General features: G+C 47.8%; 22 protein-coding genes and 1 pseudogene. 3 read left to right on the forward strand and 20 right to left on the reverse strand.

What is annotated here, in order from left to right:
- Nucleotides 1-103 precede the first annotated feature (103 nt).
- From C6I21_RS12895 to C6I21_RS12905, 3 genes are read left to right on the forward strand one after another with little or no spacing between them, the layout of a single operon-like run.
- Nucleotides 104-388, forward strand: coding sequence for a hypothetical protein (locus C6I21_RS12895; RefSeq protein WP_105959902.1), 285 nt, complete (start codon nucleotides 104-106; stop codon nucleotides 386-388).
- A gap of 21 nt (nucleotides 389-409) precedes the next feature.
- Nucleotides 410-895 (forward strand): DUF456 domain-containing protein, encoded by a 486-nt coding sequence (locus tag C6I21_RS12900; RefSeq protein WP_105959903.1) that lies wholly within the window; start codon nucleotides 410-412, stop codon nucleotides 893-895.
- Between the two features lie 22 nt (nucleotides 896-917).
- Nucleotides 918-1625 carry an MmcB family DNA repair protein gene (locus tag C6I21_RS12905; protein WP_105959904.1) on the forward strand — a complete coding sequence of 236 codons (708 nt, stop codon included), beginning with the start codon at nucleotides 918-920 and terminating at the stop codon, nucleotides 1623-1625.
- Between the two features lie 59 nt (nucleotides 1626-1684).
- Here C6I21_RS12905 and C6I21_RS12910 read toward each other — a convergent pair whose 3' ends face one another.
- The 20 genes and pseudogenes from C6I21_RS12910 to C6I21_RS12995 form a co-directional block, all read right to left on the reverse strand.
- On the reverse strand, nucleotides 1685-3919 hold the full coding sequence (locus C6I21_RS12910) for an alpha/beta hydrolase family protein (protein ID WP_181186245.1): 2235 nt from the start codon (nucleotides 3917-3919) through the stop codon (nucleotides 1685-1687).
- 33 nt (nucleotides 3920-3952) lie between these two features.
- Nucleotides 3953-4498 (reverse strand): annotated as a pseudogene (locus C6I21_RS12915) (peptide-methionine (S)-S-oxide reductase); the annotation flags it as partial.
- A 184-nt stretch (nucleotides 4499-4682) separates the two neighbouring features.
- A complete protein-coding gene (locus tag C6I21_RS12920; protein ID WP_105959907.1) occupies nucleotides 4683-5240 on the reverse strand; it encodes a DUF2179 domain-containing protein in 558 nt (185 codons plus the stop codon).
- Nucleotides 5241-5621: 381 nt separating this feature from the next.
- Entirely contained in the window at nucleotides 5622-6596 is a 975-nt protein-coding gene (gene trhO / locus C6I21_RS12925) for an oxygen-dependent tRNA uridine(34) hydroxylase TrhO (RefSeq protein WP_105959908.1), read from the reverse strand.
- Nucleotides 6597-6719: 123 nt separating this feature from the next.
- Nucleotides 6720-7457, reverse strand: a complete 738-nt coding sequence (gene queE / locus C6I21_RS12930) for a 7-carboxy-7-deazaguanine synthase QueE (RefSeq protein ID WP_105959909.1) — start codon at nucleotides 7455-7457, stop codon at nucleotides 6720-6722.
- Nucleotides 7450-7920, reverse strand: a complete 471-nt coding sequence (queD, locus tag C6I21_RS12935; RefSeq protein WP_105959910.1) for a 6-carboxytetrahydropterin synthase QueD — start codon at nucleotides 7918-7920, stop codon at nucleotides 7450-7452. Before queD ends, queE begins: the two co-directional genes overlap by 8 nt.
- Nucleotides 7920-8582 (reverse strand): 7-cyano-7-deazaguanine synthase QueC, encoded by a 663-nt coding sequence (gene queC, locus C6I21_RS12940; protein WP_105959911.1) that lies wholly within the window; start codon nucleotides 8580-8582, stop codon nucleotides 7920-7922. Before queC ends, queD begins: the two co-directional genes overlap by 1 nt.
- Nucleotides 8583-8841: 259 nt before the next feature.
- Entirely contained in the window at nucleotides 8842-9348 is a 507-nt protein-coding gene (locus C6I21_RS12945; RefSeq protein WP_105959912.1) for a metallophosphoesterase family protein, read from the reverse strand.
- Nucleotides 9345-9515, reverse strand: coding sequence for a hypothetical protein (locus tag C6I21_RS16590; protein WP_181186246.1), 171 nt, complete (start codon nucleotides 9513-9515; stop codon nucleotides 9345-9347). Before C6I21_RS16590 ends, C6I21_RS12945 begins: the two co-directional genes overlap by 4 nt.
- Nucleotides 9516-9606: 91 nt before the next feature.
- Nucleotides 9607-10146, reverse strand: coding sequence for a hypothetical protein (locus C6I21_RS12950; protein WP_105959913.1), 540 nt, complete (start codon nucleotides 10144-10146; stop codon nucleotides 9607-9609).
- Between the two features lie 395 nt (nucleotides 10147-10541).
- Nucleotides 10542-10769: a hypothetical protein gene (locus tag C6I21_RS16220; protein WP_181186247.1), complete on the reverse strand. Its 228-nt coding sequence runs from the start codon at nucleotides 10767-10769 to the stop codon at nucleotides 10542-10544.
- 187 nt (nucleotides 10770-10956) lie between these two features.
- The gene (locus tag C6I21_RS12955) at nucleotides 10957-11184 is read right to left on the reverse strand and encodes a sulfurtransferase TusA family protein (RefSeq protein WP_105959914.1); all 228 of its coding nucleotides are present in this window, start codon (nucleotides 11182-11184) and stop codon (nucleotides 10957-10959) included.
- Between the two features lie 69 nt (nucleotides 11185-11253).
- Nucleotides 11254-12381 carry an MBL fold metallo-hydrolase gene (locus C6I21_RS12960; protein WP_105959915.1) on the reverse strand — a complete coding sequence of 376 codons (1128 nt, stop codon included), beginning with the start codon at nucleotides 12379-12381 and terminating at the stop codon, nucleotides 11254-11256.
- 15 nt (nucleotides 12382-12396) lie between these two features.
- Nucleotides 12397-12963 carry a sulfurtransferase TusA family protein gene (locus tag C6I21_RS12965; RefSeq protein ID WP_105959916.1) on the reverse strand — a complete coding sequence of 189 codons (567 nt, stop codon included), beginning with the start codon at nucleotides 12961-12963 and terminating at the stop codon, nucleotides 12397-12399.
- A gap of 24 nt (nucleotides 12964-12987) precedes the next feature.
- A complete protein-coding gene (locus C6I21_RS12970) occupies nucleotides 12988-13275 on the reverse strand; it encodes a rhodanese-like domain-containing protein (RefSeq protein ID WP_105959917.1) in 288 nt (95 codons plus the stop codon).
- An 18-nt stretch (nucleotides 13276-13293) separates the two neighbouring features.
- On the reverse strand, nucleotides 13294-13773 hold the full coding sequence (locus C6I21_RS12975; RefSeq protein WP_105959918.1) for a DsrE/DsrF/DrsH-like family protein: 480 nt from the start codon (nucleotides 13771-13773) through the stop codon (nucleotides 13294-13296).
- A 151-nt stretch (nucleotides 13774-13924) separates the two neighbouring features.
- Nucleotides 13925-14185: a metal-sensitive transcriptional regulator gene (locus tag C6I21_RS12980; protein ID WP_105959919.1), complete on the reverse strand. Its 261-nt coding sequence runs from the start codon at nucleotides 14183-14185 to the stop codon at nucleotides 13925-13927.
- A 13-nt stretch (nucleotides 14186-14198) separates the two neighbouring features.
- Entirely contained in the window at nucleotides 14199-14591 is a 393-nt protein-coding gene (locus tag C6I21_RS12985; RefSeq protein WP_105959920.1) for a DUF302 domain-containing protein, read from the reverse strand.
- Nucleotides 14592-14627: 36 nt separating this feature from the next.
- Nucleotides 14628-16286, reverse strand: coding sequence for a SulP family inorganic anion transporter (locus C6I21_RS12990; RefSeq protein ID WP_105959921.1), 1659 nt, complete (start codon nucleotides 16284-16286; stop codon nucleotides 14628-14630).
- Nucleotides 16287-16552: 266 nt separating this feature from the next.
- Entirely contained in the window at nucleotides 16553-17530 is a 978-nt protein-coding gene (locus tag C6I21_RS12995; protein WP_105959922.1) for a zinc-binding dehydrogenase, read from the reverse strand.
- Nucleotides 17531-17644: the final 114 nt, after the last annotated feature.

Raw genomic sequence — 17644 nt, forward strand, 5'->3', positions numbered from 1 at the left:
GAAAACGACGTTTTTCTAAGCGGGTAAACAGGAAAAGAAAGGCATTCCTGCATCAGCCGGGCTGTATCATACAGCAGAGACAATGGAGAAAGGACGAACATATATGCATATTCGTCAATTTCTGCTTCCCGAAAAGGAGAAGCAGACTGCTGCACTGCTTCAATCACTTCCACTGGAGGAAAAGCGGGCGCTGTGGCGGCTGATTAAAGCAAGCGGCAAAGACCACACTTGTATTGTTACATCTCCCACTCCGGAGATCCGGTCGCTTGAAACGAAAAAAATTCTGGAACGTAATCCGTATTACCGCGGAAAGGGCTTCAGCTACTTTACGCTGAGACATGCTCCCTATTTAATGAAGCAGCTGCAGGAGCAGTCAAAATCAACCTAATCTCACACATGGAGGAAACTTGTGGACATTTTAATCTGGATTGTCATTTCATTATTATTTATACTCAGCTTTATCGGCCTGATCTACCCGATCATCCCCTCGGTTCTTGTCATCTGGGGAGCCGTGCTGTTATACACCTTTCTCATTGACGGTGCGGCTGTCAGCTGGTGGTTGTGGGGATCCTACATTCTGCTGACCATCGTGCTGTTCGCTGCCGACTATGCAGCCGGACTGTATTTTGTTAAAAAGTACGGATCCAGCCGCGCCGGCACCTGGGCATCCGCAGCCGGCATCATCATCGGCTGCTTTGTGCTGCCTCCCTTCGGCATATTAATCGTGCCGTTTGCGCTTGTATTTTTAACGGAGGCTGCACAGAACCGCGGACCGAAAGAAGCCGCCCGGACAGCCGTCGGAACACTCCTCGGATTCCTTGCGGGCACAGCAGCTAAAGCATTAATACAGCTGATGATGATTGCATTGTTTCTTCTTCAAGTATGGGTATTTTAGAACAAAGGAGTTTATCGAAATAATGGAAAAGCATACACATCAATTTTTAAAAAAACAGGCTGTTTACTGGCTGAAAAAGAAAATGACTGATTTATGTGCAGCAGAGGTGAAACTCTTTATAAAACGGAAAAAACGGACAGCGGATGCCGTGGGTATTAACATGAAGCGGAAAGAAGTGAGGATCATTGAAGTGAAAACGTCCCGGAGCGATTTCCTTCGCGATGACGTACTGTTTGATAAAAATGGATACCATACAGCCTGTCACTATGCGTACCTTCTGACACCGGAGGGAATGCTTCAAAAAGATGAACTTCCTGCTGGTTACGGGCTTTTGGAAGCAGACATTTCCGGAGAGATTACGGTCGTCCGTTCTCCTGTGAAGAACAAGGCGGCATCCCTCAAACTGGAAACATTGATAAAACGGACCGGCCGCGCTGCCACGAATGCCTATTTATTTCAGGAGGAAACCAGGCTTTCCAAAGACCGGACCGATAACATGTATGAGAAAGATCCTATCGCATTCCTGCAGCGGCTCACGTGCCAGCACTGCCGAAAAAGAGACACATACCTTTCAGCAGATGGGGCAGATACTGCAGTATGCCGTTTCTGCTCAAAAGAAATAGCCATCAAACACGCGCGCCCCTACACGATCAGTACGTATAACGAAGATTTTCTGGAAACGCTCCAAAAATGCCGTGAAGACGCACATCTTCCAGTGTCCCCCGGCTGAAAACGGTCATCCGAAGACTGAGCAGGACGATCCGGAGGCACACTGCCTCCGGATCGTTTTTACTCCTGCATAAAACCGAACTGATCAATCATGATCCGTCCGTTCTGTTCAAAGGCAACCGCAATCGACTCGAGGTTCTCAAGTGCTGTCCCCTCTCCCTCTTCCAGCTGATCCAGCGGCAGAAGGTACGCGGCCGATACCGGCTCTACTGCCTCCTCGTATTTACCGTCACGAAAGTCCTCTTCTAAAAACGGGAAGCGTGTATACTGGGTCCAGACAGAAGCAGCGATATCATAAAACTGCTCCACCGGCTGCTCTATGACAGCTCCGGACTCAAACGTATACAGAATCGTAAGCTCCGGATCCGTCTCCCCCGGAACTTCTTTATCCCGCTGTGCGATAGATAAAACAAAATAGTCCGGATCTGACTCAGCAAGTTCCTCAGCGTACGCTTCATCCAGCCCGACACGGAATTCAGACGAAGAATCCCATTCAAACAAAAGTCCATCCGGCGCTTTACGGTTATCCGACCGGTCTACTGCCGATCCACTCTCCCATTCTGTAAATCCTTCAGCTGAAACCTCGACCGGTTCTGAAAATTCATCCGGCTCCCGCTCCCGTGAAAAATCAAGAATCGATGTATACGAACTGTTTTCATACCGAGTAATATACTGTGTTTCCGGCAGCCACTCCGCGCCGTACCGCGCGTCACGGAAAAGCGTTTCATGGACGGCGGAATCTCTAAGCGAGGCCTCCAGAAAACTCGTTATATACACGTTTGCTGCCTTCCGCTGCTCTTCCGCTGCCATCATCTGCCGCGTGGTTAAAAACAGCGCTCCGGGCAGCCGGACATCTTTTCTTCCCCAGGAAGTGTTAAACTGGCTGTGATTTGCGTCTGCCATATAAACAGCACTTTTTATATAGCGGCGCGAATCATCCCAGGACGTTCTCGTATACAGTCTCTCTCCCCGGAAATTGTTCACGTCCCCGTCTCTTGCCCCGTGCAGCGTCAGAAAATCGACGTTTCTGGGTACAGCACGCTGGTCATCCACCTGCTGATCCGTCGGTGCCAGCGCAATCAGTGCTTCGATACCGATCTCTTCCATCCCGGCTAACGATGGGTCGTTTTCAAAAAAGCGGTCCCGGTCCGTGACCATTGCTATAGCCTGTCCACCGCGGGAATGCCCGATCAGTGACACCCGCTGCATGTCGAGCTTTTCAGCGAAAACAGTATTTTCTTCCCCGTCTGCCCATTTATGCAGCTGAAGCAGATGCTGCATAAACAGCCACGCCCGCAGGCGCATGTTTTCATCCGGACTTCCGGTCCAGTTGGAATAATTCACCATGTTCTGATCAAGCGACACTACGGCATATCCTCTCGAGGCCAGATGTTCGCCGAGGTACGCATATCCATCATCCGAAAAGTGCTCCATGCGGTGATTGCCATGAGCAATTAATACAACAGGAAAAGGTCCATCTCCTTCCGGCATCCACATCGAGCCGTTCAAAGGAAAGGAAGTTTCATCATACCCCCAGAATCTCGTCCGCCATGGCTCCCATTCCCCTTCTTCAAACCAGAGCGATGCATCGACAGAAGGCGAAGTAATATCCGTTTCGTCACCAAAGTGCGGACGGTGAAGATCTTCTCCACTTCCATAATGCAGCGTTTCCACAGCATATTCCCCAGGTTCACCCGGATCTTCCATTGAAAGCGGCTGAATATAATCATTGCCTTCAAAAGTGGATGGAGCCTGAAACTGAGGGATTTCCGGATGATATAAAAAGAGAGCCGCGAACCAGAGAATTGGTACAGCCGAAAACAGCAGTTTCTTTACAGGAGGCCTGTGCCCCATCCACACTTGAAATACTATGCCGAGCATGTACGCACTGATCATAAATGCTCCAGTGGAATAAACGATGAACGTTCCACCAAGACTCGCCTCTTCCTGGATATAGTAGGCGAGCCCCGCTGCAAAAAGGGAAGCACTGAACACCACCCGTGGAAGAGGGATGTACATAAACGATAACAGCACGGATACCACTGCTGTCACCAGAGCAAAAGCAGCTGTATGCGCACTTATGTAAAGCAGCAGATCAAGAAAAAGCCCGAGCCCGGTCGGTGTAGCAGATGCCGCAATAATACAGGCTGCGGTGGAAGCAGCAAACATGCCGAGCGTCATCCCGGCAAGACCACGGTCATTTTCCGCAGTACGTTTAACCCTCCGCTTCCACCAGCGGTCTCTCTTATGGGTTTCGAGCCTCGAGCCGATGACCGAAGAATCTGAATGGAACACCCGTCTGAACACCTCCATTTCTTTTTACCGTTATTACCATTTAATCTGCCGCACTATTTCCTGTTCTGGCGCAGACAGAAAGGCCAGGACCTCTGCCTTTGACAGCTCTCCTGCTGCCAGTGCGTTCAGGCGCATGGCCATTTCAGAGGCAGCGGCGGAAGGGGAGGATTCGAAATATTGTTCTACCGCAGACCATGCGTGCGGGAAGCGTTTCAGCTGGTATTTTTGATGATACTCCTCCGCACGGTGAAAGGAACCGGCAGACTCGATGCGTGTTTCGATGTCCCTGCCTCCCTGCTCCAGGTTTTGTTTCACAGAGAAAGCTGCTTCTTTCTGCTCTTCATCCAGATAAAGAAGCACAGATTGATACTGTGTACCGCCATATCCGTGCTGACGGCCGGAGTGCAGTCTCCAGAATTCCTCTACGATCTCCACGTCCGATATTTCTTTCGTCTCGTATACAACCCGGATACATTCTGTATGATCTTCCATCTGCCTGTACTCCGGAGAAGGAAACGTCCCACCCGCATATCCTGCTTCGATCGATTTTATACCTGTAAGACGCCCGAACTGGGCATCCGGTCCCCAGAATCAGCCAAGACCAAGAATAATTTCCTTCTTCACTGCCGTCACCTCACTTCCAATTATTATCTGTTTCCATTGTATCATTATCCCTGCCTGCAGACATGAATATTCCCTCCGCGTGAAAAAAGACGCTGAAAGCACGAAAGAGGTGCTTTCAGCGTCCCTGCAGATAGACTGCTTATGCAGATTGTCTTTCCTGCTTCTTTTTCAAAAACTTTTCTCTTCTCTTTTTCATTCCCTTCGTTATATAGCCGCCCCGGAAACTCCTTGGTTCATAAGAAGCGACAAATGCGCTTGGTTCGTGCGCTTCGATCAGCCGGTAGAATTCTTTTTCTCTGTCTCTTCTTGCTGTACAGTACAACAGATGACGCTCTGCTTGAATTCCTTGTACAGTCGACGTTGATACACTGAAACCGACTTCTCTTAAACGCTGTACAAGCTCTGTATTTTCTGAAGGAATGTTTGCTTCGATCGTGACATAGCCGATCGCAAGTTTCTCCTCAATATATGCTCCTATATAAAGTCCTGCGCCGAAACCGAGTGCGTATGCTGCCATATTCTGATAGTTGGACAAATCACTCAAAACAAGACCGACAGCTACGACATAAATAACTCCTTCAAGCACACCAAGACCGGCTGCCTGTGCTTTCTGCGATTTCACCATCATGATAGTACGGAGCGTCAGAATCGGGACGTAAAACAGCTGGGCAGTGAAAATAATAAGTGCTTCCATCATAGGGTATGACCCCTTTCTCTCTCTTGCGGAATAACGTTCTTGATTTATTCTAATCGCCCGATTTCCAAAAAGAAAGAAAATTGATTCGACAAATACCGACAATGTTACAGCCTTTGATTTCAGCTCTATCTTTTCTTTCTTAACGTGGGGCATCTCCGCTGTTTTTTCTCGGGTTACCGCTTTTTCTGGAAGCTGTATATTTTTGCAGAAAACTATTCTCAGCCTTCTCCAATTCGTTTTCATTCGGACCTTTACGGCGATTATTCTGCCTTATACCAATTTAGAGGCCCGGACGTACTGTTTCCATCCCATTCCCGAGATAAGTCCGGTATACAAAAAGACCTTAAACCCGCATCTGGTTTAAGGTCTTATTCCTGATTTTCAGCGGACAGCTTCGGACTGAGAGGCTTCGATCAGAGCAAGCTGAGATTCCACTTCTTCTATTGTCATGCCACTTTCTTCAACATAGCGGTTGCGCGGATGAACGCGGCATTCGTGTGTACAGCCGCCGAGATAAAATACTTCGTTTTCCTCGGAGGTGAGGATCTGCTTATTGCAGTCCGGATTTGCACAGTTAATATAACGCTCGCATGGCTCTCCTGTAAAATGATCTTTTCCGACGACCACGTGCTCGACACGATTGACCGGCACACTGATCCGCTCATCAAACACATAACAGCGGCCTTTCCACTTCCGGCCTTTTGCCTCGGGGTCCTGGCCGTACGTAATGATGCCGCCTTCCAGATGATTTACATCGTGAAAACCTTTTTCCACAAGCCAGCCGGAAAATTTCTCACAGCGGATACCGCCTGTGCAGTACGTTAAAATTTCTTTTCCTTCAAGAAGTTCCCGATTTTCTTCGACCCACTGCGGCAGCTCACGGAATGTATCAATTTCCGGACGTATCGCTCCCTCGAAATGACCGAGATCATATTCATATTTATTTCTGGCATCAAGAATAATCGTGTTGGGATCTTCCATTTTCTCGAGCCATTCTTTCGGTTTGAGATAGTTCCCGGTCGTTTCACGCGGATCTACATCTTCTTCATGCAGACGGAGTGTCACAAGTTCCGGGCGGGGACGTACGTGCATTTTCTTAAATGCATGACCCTCTGATTCTTCAATTTTAAACGTAATGTCCTTGAATATAGGATCATTTTCCATATCCTTCATGTACTGTTCGGTCTGCTCCACTGTGCCGGATACGGTACCATTGATTCCTTCTGAGGCAACGAGAATGCGTCCTTTCAGCCCAAGTTCACGGCAGTACTCAAGGTGTTCCGCTGCTTTTTCTTCCGGATCCGCGATATCGGTATACAAATAATAGAGCAGAACACGATAAGGTGCTTGTTCCATGAGAGCCACTGCTCCTTTCCCTGCGTCACGTTTCTTTTATTTTATCGTTCTTTTGCTGCTCGATGCAGTACGACAAATGCAAAAAATAGTATACCAAAGCTTCTGATGAAGCTCAATACTATTTTACACTCCCCGCTGATTCCCCCAGACGAGTGTATGAAGCTGAGGCAGGACATGAACAGCTGTCATTTCATTGTCTTCCATCGTTCGTTCCACAAGCTGATGATAACGGTCCAGCAGCTTTTCGACGAGACGCCCGGTTTCCTGGGATTCACCGGTATCTTCATTGCCTGTCTGAAGATAAAAGGCAAGATCCGGATACCGATGGTGAATCGATTTTGCAAACTGAAAATCTTCTTCATTAAATACAACGACCTTCAGACTTGTATGCTGTAACCTTCCTCCATTCCGCAGCTTTTCGACAATATCATCCAGCATGGAAAGCGACGGCTTCATCAGAGAACTCGGTGGTTTTGGAGAAATCGTTAAATCATCGATGTTCAAAAACCAGTCCTGCCATCGGCTCCCCTGCGTTTCCAGTGCAGTTTTAATTCCCCGGTCCCGGAGTATGGCACAAAGCGGCCCGACGGAAGCAAGAAGTGCCGGATTCCCTCCGGAGATCGTAACATGCTGGTAATTATCCGGAGCACATTGATCGAGTTCGTCGACTACTTCCTCCGGCGTAAGCATGCGGATATCCTCTTTCGCAGAACCGTCCCACGTAAACGCAGAATCGCACCAGCTGCATGAATAGTCGCATCCTGCCGTACGGACAAACATTGTCTTTTGGCCGATGACCATGCCTTCCCCCTGGAACGTAGGACCGAAAATTTCCAGTACAGGCAGCTTTGATTTACTCATTGATCATCCACTCCCGCCGGAACTCTGCGTAGCTGGTCGGTGTCTCATAAAGCCGGACAAACTCTGTCCTCATACTCTGCTCTCCGTTTTTTTCGAGTGCCTCATTCATCTGCTCGAAAATCCAGACGACCATATTTTCCGCCGTCGTATTCATCGGGGGAAGCATTTCGTTTAAATAGCGGTGGTCCAGATAAATTTCGATCTTCTCTTTCCAGATTTCTTTTATATCTCCGAAGTCCATCATAATGCCGGTTTCATCCACGAAGCCGCTGATGCCGAAAACGACCGTATACGTATGTCCGTGGAGATTTTTACATTTACCTTCGTAAGCATGAAGATGATGAGCGGCATCAAACGTAAATTCTTTGGATACCATGACTCTTTTCTGATGATAGCGGAGATCTTTTTTTTGAATATCTTCTCCGAGCTTCTGCAGCTTATCTACAATTCGAAATCCAAACATCAGGACTGCTCCTTTTCTTCTAAATACTGTTCCAGACCACGGCATCTCAGTACACAGGCCGGGCACTTGCCGCAGCCGTCCCCGACAATACCGTTGTAGCATGTAAGTGTTCTCGTGCGGATAAATTCCAGACCGCTCAGTTCGTCCGCAAGCTGCCACGTTTCTTTTTTATCGAGCCACATGAGCGGTGTATGAATAACAAAATCGGCGTCCATCGCAAGATTCAGTGTCACATTCAGCGATTTCACAAAAGAATCCCGGCAGTCCGGGTAGCCGCTGAAATCCGTTTCACATACACCTGTGATAATATGCCGGGCGCCGAGCTGCCTGCCGAGAACGGCGGCGAAAGAGAAGAACAGATGGTTTCTTCCTTCAACGAATGTCGAAGGTGGTCCGTCCTCTGACTCCTCAATCTCAATATCCTCGCGCGTAAGTGCATTAGGTGCCAGCTGATTCAGCAGAGACATATCAAGTACACGGTGGGAAACATTCAGTTCCTCAGCAATCGCTTCTGCCTGCTCGATTTCTTTACGGTGACGCTGTCCATAATCAAAGGTTACCGTGAAAACCTCATCAAACTGTTTCAACGCCCATAATAAACAAGTCGTACTATCCTGGCCGCCGCTGAAAACCACGATGGCTTTTTCTCCATTAAAGCTCATTTTAATACCTCCAGATTCCCGTGTTTCAAACCGACTTCTCATCCTTTTCATCAAAAACAACGGAACATCCCTGTCTCATTCTGTGCTGCTATCTTTATAACTAAAAAAGCGGCTCCGCTCTGCCGGAGGAATCCAGCAAAAAACGAAGCCGCCATTAACAATCAATAGGGACCTAGTTTTTTATAGAGGGTTTTTGCTAGAACCTCTTCTTCTGTCAGTCAGAATATGAAAATTATCCAACGGACAGCATATCACTTTTTCAACCGTGCGTCCAGCTGAAGTGATGGAAGTGTGTCTGAAAGCCAGTTGTTTGAAGGTCTACTTCCAGATAGGAACAGTATGGTACTTTTCGTCTGTAATAAAATGATCCCGGGTTCATGTAGCAGCAGGAATGATGCCAGCGGAGATAGGGGATATGGGAATGACCGAAGAAAACGAGATCCGGCGGCGTCGAAAAAGACGTCCGTACCCTTTCCTCCGTGGAACGCCCGGTTCCCTCGTGTCCATGTACAATCCCTATGTTCCATCCGGATACCGTTTCCAGACGAGTGGCGGGAAGCTTCTCTTGGAGGATGGAATCATCTGCGTTTCCATAAACACTGAATACGGGCAGCCGGAGATCCTCCAGCTGCCCCATTGTTTTCAGGCTGCACCAGTCCCCTGTATGAATAACGATATCCGCAGATTTCATTTTATTCAGAAACGATTCAGGAAGATATGGTTTCGCATCCGACCGATGTGTATCACCAAGTACGAAAAGTTTCATTCTTTTCTGCCACCTCCAGGATCAGGGGAGCGGAGAACTGCTGTAATACGGAAAAGTGCACCAATACTAAGTACGATCCCGACGAGAGCAAAAAGCCAGTTCCGATCTGTCTGAAGAAGCCCGCTTACAACGAGGGCGGTCAGAAGAATCCCGATGATTAAAAACAAAGATTCTACAGCAATAAATGCACGGCTCCGGTTTTTCAGAACAATCTCCCCCTTTCTGCAATCACTATAACACAGCTTAGAGGGCGTCCTGTTAGAACCTGCCTGTACGGCATTCACCGGAATGCCTGACTGCCTCTTCAGAAACGGTTACATACGCATTCACTTCCAGCTCCTGAAATAGTTGATCAGCCGGTCTTCCTGAGAACGTTTCTCCTAGGAGCGCCAGGTGGAACGATGGTCCGACGATCATCACTTTTTCATCTGCTTCTTCGGGAAAAATGCGATTATAAAATGTGTCAGCCAGTTCCTTCTGAAGCTCATCGGCCGTCAGGGGATACACAAACAGCTTCCGGCGGTTCCGGATGCTCTGAAGTATATCTTTTACTGATCCGGCATAAGCAGGCAGATGAGCGAGAGAACTTAACGGCATCCATTTAGAGAGTGTTTCGGAGGCTGTATAGTAAGTCGTTTCTACAGCACTGCGGCAGGGAAACGCATAAATATATGTATTTGGGTCCAGATTTTCCACACCTGTCTCCAGACGTCTTTTCACCGTTTCAGTAAGCATTGGCTCTTCACCAGTCTCCGATTTTTCCACTGTACCGGAGGAAAGCAAAATGAGTTCTGTCATAATATCCGCTCCCGTCCATTCTTCACTGCCCTTCTTATTCCCATTAAAATGAAAAGAGAAACATCTTTTGATTCAGACTGAAAGACTCAACTAACGGAATAGAAAGAATGTTTGAGTGTTTATTAAAGAAATCTTACATTCTTCTGTGATCATATGGTCCTAAGAAAAGTGTTCTGCATCTTTTTTTATTTTAATAAACCAGGCAGAAACCGCCTGGTCTTAAAAGAAAAGAGAGGTCTATTGAAGAGGTTCCCGCTTTCTGCCTGCACCTGCAGCCGTACGCGTTTTGGTGGGAACGGCTGCAGGTGCAGGCAGGTAGGAAGAAAACGCTTGATAGAAGCGGTCCCTTTTGCACAGTGAATACTGTCATTCAATCGAATTGGAAGAGACCATCATTACCTTATAAACATCGTTTCTGCTACAAATCCTTCGTATTTCATCTCTATTTTACTACGCTTCGAAGCGTTCGGCAGAGACGCCGGTGGGATTCGTTCTCCGCTTGAAGAAGCATGGCTCCGCGCGGCCGCGCCGCATGGCAGAAGTTCGCTGCCCTGCGGCTCAAACCATAGGCCGGCTCCGCTCATGCGCTGCAGCCGTGCAAACAGCGCCCGGCTGGAAGACAAGCCCACGGCAAGCTTCTGCCGAAAAGCGGAGAAGCTCCATTAACAAAAACAAACGGCACATAGATCAGAACGTTGAAATGCTATAACCCTTGGCATTCCTGCTCGGAAGAGGCTTTGGATTTTATACATTTTTATCAGTCAAAAGAAAAAGCAGCCGGCTTCCTGCTCCGGCTGCTCTTCCTATTCATTAACCTTTTTTAATCCAGAATTTCAGCACGCCGTCTTCTTCGTTCTGCTCCAGAATTTCGTGACCGCCGGACTTCGTCCATGCAGCAAGATCCGCTTTTGCACCGGCATCTGTCGCGTGAACTTCCAGTACCTCTCCGGAATCAATGTCATTCATTGCTTTCTTTGTCTTGACGATCGGCATCGGGCAGGCAAGTCCTTTGGCGTCCAGTACTTTTTGTGCATTCATTTGTCATTCCTCCAGTTAGATAATTATTAATTGATTTAAATTTTCCCTGTACAGAGAGCAGCAGCTTTATCAGCCGCGCACCGCACAGCGGTTTGGTCCAATTTCCATTTCGCGTTTACGCTCGGTATCCGGCGTTATTTTACCCATGTTCGTCTCCCGGATTTCCTGGTGGGAGTTTGGCTGCGGCGGTAGATTTTCTGTTACCATTCTGCGGAACTCATTCTCATCTTTCACATTCAGGCCATGGTTTTCCTCCAGAAGTTTACCAAGCTGACGCTTTACACTTCCATCTTCGTTTACTTCCTTCATATCCATAAAGTGTGCCGGGAGAACCATGAGATTGTCACTTAGTCCGCGGTAGCGGCTGTACAGTGTCTCCCGGAGATCTCCGACCCAGTCTTCTGCTTTTCCGGCAAGGTCCGGGCGGCCGATGGAGTCGATGAAGAGAATATCACCGGATAACAAATATTCGTCATTGATGATAAAGGATGTGGAGCCGATTGTATGACCCGGAGAATAGACAGCCTGGATATCCAGTTTGACACTCCCGATCTGCATTGTATCCTCATCTTTAAGAGGCTCGTAATCAAATACTACTTCTTCCGCATCTTTTGGAGGAAGGAAGTACTGAGCTCCGGTTTCTTCAGCGATCGTACGGCCTCCGGAAATATGATCGGCGTGAAGGTGCGTATCGAATACATACTTTATCTCTGCACCTTTCTCTTCAGCGAACTTTACAAATACATCGCTCATTCTGGTGGCATCAATCACGGCAGCTTCTCCGTCAGAGATGGCCATATACGAGAGGCATCCTTTTCCGAGGCGTACAAACTGATACAGGGCTCCGCCCGGCAGATCGCCGACTTTCACAGGTTCCAGATGCTCACTCCATGCCTTCATGCCGCCTTCAAGAACTGCAGCATCCACGCCTTCTTCTGAGAGCATATCCGCTACCATTTCCGATGATCCTTCTTTTGCGCAGACAACGAGAATTTCTTTATCTTTCGGCAGTTCCGTTACGAGCTCCTCTACGCCGTCGAGCAGATCGAAATAGGGAACATTTTTATATTCAAAGGATGGAGATTCAATTTTCCAGTCCGCAAATGCGTCTTCGTTCCGGACATCCAGAATAAATAGTGGTCTCTGGTTTACAACCCGCTCTGCTACGTCTGATGCGTTCCACATTGTTACTGTCATACTAATCCCTCCACATTACTCGTTGTTATTTTTGGTTTCGCCATCCCATTCGCTCATACCCGGAATGACGTTCGTTACATTTGTAAATCCATTATCTGTCAACTGGTGGCTTGCAAGGTCACTTCGTGAACCTGTCCGGCACACAACATACGTTTCTTTCGCCTGATCGAGTTCAGAAAGACGGCTCTCCAATTCTCCCAATGGAATGGATACTGCACCTGGGATGTGGGCGAACGCATACTCTGCCGGCTCTCTCACATCAACAACCTGAACATCTTCAGAAAGTTTCTGCTTCAGTTCTTCGTTTGATACCGTTCTTTCAAACGACGTATCCTGTTCTTCTTCTCCGGATGACTTGCGGACATAGTGAACGAGTACGCCGTCTTCGCGGTTGGTGCCGATATATTGATGACCTGCTTTTTTCGCCCACGCTTTCAGATCCGCAAGCGACCCTTCATCTGTAGCTTGAATTTCGATGACCTGTCCGGGCTCCATTGTTCCAATTGCTTTTTTTGTTTTTACAATCGGCATTGGGCACGCAAGTCCTTTTGCGTCGAGCTTTTCGTGTACTTGAATAGTCATAAAAATTCCTCCTGATGCGTTAGTTTAGCGGCTTATTTCTCCTGGCCACGATTTCATACCGCCGGTGACGTTGACTGTTTCGTAGCCGAATGATTCAAGGTATTCTGCTGCATGCGCACTTCTGTTACCAGAGCGGCAGATAATCGTTACCGGCATGCTCTTATCTAATTCCTGCATCCGTCCCGGTATCTCACCCAGCGGTATATGAATCGCACCGGGAATGATACCGGACCGGACTTCCGCGTTCTCTCTTACATCTACTAATTGTTCCGGCGGGTAGTTTAACAGTGCCGGAGCGGATATTTCTTTCACTGGGAACCCCCTCCTGTATTAAATGAATAAGTTAACCTGACCGTCTTCCGCTTCTGCAAGGTATGCTGCGACGCCGCCGTACTCCAGACCGTCAATCAGCTCTTCTTTCTGCAGACCGAGAAGATCCATTGTCATTGTGCAGGCAACCATGTTTACTTCCTGTTCCTGTGCCATTTCGATTAAGTCGGATAATGGCATTGCCTGGTGTTTTTTCATCACTTTTTTAATCATTTTCGGACCCATGCCTGCAAAGTTCATATTGGAAAGACCCATGTTTTCTGCTCCACGCGGCATCATCTTACCGAACATTTTTTCCATTTTTCCTTTTTCTACGTTCATCTTTTCATCTTTACGGAACGCATTCAGTCCCCAGAATGTTGCAAAAATCGTTACGTCGTGATCGTAGGCTGCTGCTCCATTTGCAATAATAAATGCAGCCATCGCTTTGTCGTAATCTCCACTGAATAAAATAATGTTCGTTTTTTTACGTTCTTCCATTGTTCATCCTCCCAGTGTACTTATACCCGTATGGGTATTAATATTGTTGTAAAAAATAGCCGCGTTAAACAGCAACGGCTGATCTGTTATTAATATACCATAGGGGGTATATAGCGTCAACCCCCATATGATATTTTTTAGTAATGCGCTGCTACCGGGTTTTGACGAGCATATTCACAGCTTCCTGGATAAGCTCATCACTGCTTTCCCCGTTTTCCATCTGTTCCCTGACACACTGTTCCAGGTTGGAGCTGACAACGAGTCCAATGGCACGGTCCATCGCATTTCTTGCTGCAGACATCTGACCGACCAGGTCTCTGCAGTCTTTTTCTTCTTCCATCATGCGGAGGACTGCTTTTACCTGTCCCTCCACACGTTTCACTCTATTTTTCATCTGTGGTGTATATTCCATAGTCGTTCTCTCCCTATTCAGATTTTACGGCTGCCTCCAGCGCACGTGACATTCGTTCTTCCACGTCCTCTGCCAGTTTCTCCGCCTCTTTATTGCCTGTCTGCTTCATGAGCACTGTCGGACGGGGCATCCCGATCTTCACTTCATTCTCTTCTTCATAGGCTACAACTTTACACGGCAGAAAGTAGCCCGCTTCTTTCGTTGCTGACAGTGCGTCTTTAGCAACTTTCGGACTGCACACTTCGAGAACACGGAAGCCTTCATCCAGCCCGACTCCTTTTTCATCCAGCTTTCCTTTCACATCGAAGTTCCAGAGAACACCAAACGACTCCTCCTGAAAAGCTTCTGCAGCACGGTCGACCGTCTGATCCAGTGTATATGGCGATGTGACAGTAAAATGAAACATTCTTCCACTCTCCTTCAATACGTGTATGGGTATAGTTTACCTTGCCTTCCTGGTTGAGTCAAAATATTGCTCTTCTGCATACCTAAGGGGTATGTGAAGATCTTTTTCCCTCCACCCGGCTCTCATAAACACATCTCTGACAGGGCCTCTCATTTCAACAATGACCAGCTCAAGACCTTTTTCCTCCCACTCTTTTTTCCAGCGGGTGACTTCTTCCACTGCTACAGCGTCGACAGAATTGACGCCGGAAAAATCAAGAACAATCCGCTTCAGCTCAGCTCTTTCATAAATAAGCGTTTCAAGTTTTTCCTCTGCAAAAGCAGCGTTCGCAAAATAGAGCGGGGCATCGATCCTCAGCATAAGTGTATCTTTTTTCACCACCGCATCCGGAAAGCGTTCAATATTCCGGAGAACTTCGTCTGATTCCACGTAGCCAAGCTCTGCGGTGTGCGGATACGCACTCTGCCAGATGAAGACAACCAGTGAGAAAATAATCCCGGCTATAATACCTGTTTCTACTCCCAGAATAAGCGTTCCTGCAAATGTAGCTGTCCAGACGATGCCATCGATCCGGCGGAGTTTAAATAACGTTTTTGCTTCTTTTATATCGACGAGTTTATATACTGCCACGATGATAATCGCTGCCAGAACTGCATTTGGAAGGTAATAAAACAAGCTGGTCAAAAATAACAGTGTCAGCATGATCGAAAATGCTGTAACTATAGAAGAAAGCGGCGTTTTAGCTCCGGATTCATAATTAACGGCTGACCGGGAAAATCCGCCCGTCACTGGAAATCCACCGAAAAACGCGCCTCCGGCATTTGCAGCGCCAAGCCCGGCCAGTTCACGGTTCGCATGTATCCGGTAATTCTCTTTTGCAGCAATGACTTTTGCCATCGCGAACGATTCCATAAAACCAATAAACGTGATTGTCAGCGCAGTAGGTGCGAGCTGTATCAAATGATCCACTGTTACTGCTGGAAAAGCAAACCCGGGAAGTCCGGATGGAACGTCTTCAATAATGGAAACCTGCTGGCCGAGTCCTGAAAAGTAAACGAACAGCGTTCCTGCTGCTACGACAAGCAGCGGTCCAGGAATCCATGGTATCCACTTTTTAGACACCAGCAGAAGCAGAATGCTTGCAGCGGCGATGAGAAACGCCCACCCGTTGACTTCTGTGAGTCTGGAAGCGGCTTCTACAACCATCGGCAGAAACTGCTCTTCTTCAAGCGGTACTCCGAGAACATGTTTCAGCTGACTAAACGCAATAATGATCGCTGCAGCTGATGTAAATGCACTGATGACGGCATGGGAGAAAAATTTAACGACAAATCCGAGTTTTAAAACACCCATGAGAAGCTGCAACAGCCCCACCATCATCATCAGCACAACCGCAAGTGTTATATATTCAGAACTTCCAGGCTCTGCCAACGGCGACACTCCGGCGTAAACGAGAAGCGAAACGACTGCTACCGGGCCGACGGCGAGCTGGCGGGAAGAGCCGATAAGTGCATAAATAAGAATTGGTACGATCGACGCGTAAAGCCCGGTTACCGGCGGCATACCGGCAAGCATTGCGTAGGCCATCCCCTGAGGTACGAGCATCACAGCAACGATGATGCCTGCTGTGACGTCATCTTTTATATATCCCTTTTCATACTGCCTCATCCATTCAGGCAGAAACGAACCTTTCATCCTGCATCCCTTCTTTCTTCTTTAAATACCTGTACCCCTATTCTATATACCCTAAGGGGTATAGTCAAGTGGCAATTTATCTTACTATTATCCAAGCGCCCAGCGTGTTAAAACCTGCCGGTACCGCTTTGAAGAAAAATGGCCCTCACCATTCACCGCCTGCAGAAATGCCGGCTGTCGATATATGTAGAAAAAAGAGGCGCCCCGGGTTGGGAGCACCTCTTCGTTATTTCAACTATTCTGCTTTCTGCATAAATCAGGATGACCTACCATTCTGCAACAATTTTCCCCCGAACATGTCTTTCTTCCAGCTGTTGAAGTGCCTTTGGAATATCCACCATCGGCACTTTCTGTGTCACATGAACAGACAGTTTTCCATTGGACAGCTTATCGAGCAGCGTACGCCCCATTTCAGCCAGCTTCTGTTCTTCGCGGACGTTCCCCGACTGATAGACGCTTCCCAGCGCGATATGATGAAAAGATTTGGGGTGGGAAAAATCAATGGATCCATTTATATCGGGAGCACCCGCCATAAATGCGATGCTTCCGTTAAATGAGAGGGCCCGGAGTGATTCCTCTGCATTCGATCCTCCGACGGTATCCAGTATGTGATCGACACCGGTTCCACCTGTTTCTGTCTGTACCCGGTCTACAAATGATTCTTCTTTGTAGTCGATGGCAATGTCGGCCCCGAGCTCTTTCACAAATGCATGATTTTCTTCGGAAGCTGTTGTATATACCGTAAGTCCGTGCTCTTTGGCAAGCTGAACCGCAAAACTTCCGACTCCTCCTGCACCTGCATGAATAAGAATGGACTCTCCCGGAGCGACACGCATACGGTGAAACAGCGCCTGATATGCCGTGAATGCAGCAACCGGAAGGGCAGCAGCATCCGCATAGACAACATTATAAGGAATTTTTACCGCTGTATGAGCCTTTGCTGTTGCAAATTCTGCAAACGCTCCGCGCGACGTCATATCCTGAAGAAACATAACCGGATCTCCAGGTTCAAAATCCGTCACATCTTCACCTGTACTTTCAACGGTGCCGGCTGCATCCAGACCGAGCACATGAGGATATTCCCAGGCAGGTATGCCATTTTCAGCCGATTTGTAATCTACAGGATTTAATCCCGCTGCATGTATGCGGACAAGAAGTTCTCCTTTTTGCGGAGCAGGAGTATCGACTTCACCGATCTCCATCTCTCTCCATTTTCCGGCTTCCTCTAATAAAAGTGCCTTCATTTTATCCGCCTCCTTTTAAGTTACCAACTGAAATTATACGGAGTGCACAAAGAAGAAAGCAACTAATCTGATTTAAATAGGAAGGTTCTTGTTTTCTTTCGTGTTTCGAGATAT

The sequence above is a fragment of the Alkalicoccus urumqiensis genome (assembly GCF_002993335.1).
GTDB lineage: Bacteria > Bacillota > Bacilli > Bacillales > Salisediminibacteriaceae > Alkalicoccus > Alkalicoccus urumqiensis.

Excerpts from the sequence above, each read along its gene's own strand:
- C6I21_RS12895 (WP_105959902.1), top strand. The coding sequence starts at position 104 with ATGCATATTCGTCAATTTCTGCTTCCCGAAAAGGAGAAGCAGACTGCT.
- C6I21_RS12905 (WP_105959904.1), top strand. The coding sequence starts at position 918 with ATGGAAAAGCATACACATCAATTTTTAAAAAAACAGGCTGTTTACTGG.
- C6I21_RS12920 (WP_105959907.1), bottom strand. The coding sequence starts at position 5,240 with ATGATGGAAGCACTTATTATTTTCACTGCCCAGCTGTTTTACGTCCCG.
- trhO (WP_105959908.1), bottom strand. The coding sequence starts at position 6,596 with ATGGAACAAGCACCTTATCGTGTTCTGCTCTATTATTTGTATACCGAT.
- queE (WP_105959909.1), bottom strand. The coding sequence starts at position 7,457 with ATGAGTAAATCAAAGCTGCCTGTACTGGAAATTTTCGGTCCTACGTTC.
- queD (WP_105959910.1), bottom strand. The coding sequence starts at position 7,920 with ATGTTTGGATTTCGAATTGTAGATAAGCTGCAGAAGCTCGGAGAAGAT.
- queC (WP_105959911.1), bottom strand. The coding sequence starts at position 8,582 with ATGAGCTTTAATGGAGAAAAAGCCATCGTGGTTTTCAGCGGCGGCCAG.
- C6I21_RS12945 (WP_105959912.1), bottom strand. The coding sequence starts at position 9,348 with ATGAAACTTTTCGTACTTGGTGATACACATCGGTCGGATGCGAAACCA.
- C6I21_RS12950 (WP_105959913.1), bottom strand. The coding sequence starts at position 10,146 with ATGACAGAACTCATTTTGCTTTCCTCCGGTACAGTGGAAAAATCGGAG.
- C6I21_RS12955 (WP_105959914.1), bottom strand. The coding sequence starts at position 11,184 with ATGAATGCACAAAAAGTACTGGACGCCAAAGGACTTGCCTGCCCGATG.
- C6I21_RS12960 (WP_105959915.1), bottom strand. The coding sequence starts at position 12,381 with ATGACAGTAACAATGTGGAACGCATCAGACGTAGCAGAGCGGGTTGTA.
- C6I21_RS12965 (WP_105959916.1), bottom strand. The coding sequence starts at position 12,963 with ATGACTATTCAAGTACACGAAAAGCTCGACGCAAAAGGACTTGCGTGC.
- C6I21_RS12975 (WP_105959918.1), bottom strand. The coding sequence starts at position 13,773 with ATGGAAGAACGTAAAAAAACGAACATTATTTTATTCAGTGGAGATTAC.
- C6I21_RS12980 (WP_105959919.1), bottom strand. The coding sequence starts at position 14,185 with ATGGAATATACACCACAGATGAAAAATAGAGTGAAACGTGTGGAGGGA.
- C6I21_RS12985 (WP_105959920.1), bottom strand. The coding sequence starts at position 14,591 with ATGTTTCATTTTACTGTCACATCGCCATATACACTGGATCAGACGGTC.
- C6I21_RS12990 (WP_105959921.1), bottom strand. The coding sequence starts at position 16,286 with ATGAAAGGTTCGTTTCTGCCTGAATGGATGAGGCAGTATGAAAAGGGA.
- C6I21_RS12995 (WP_105959922.1), bottom strand. The coding sequence starts at position 17,530 with ATGAAGGCACTTTTATTAGAGGAAGCCGGAAAATGGAGAGAGATGGAG.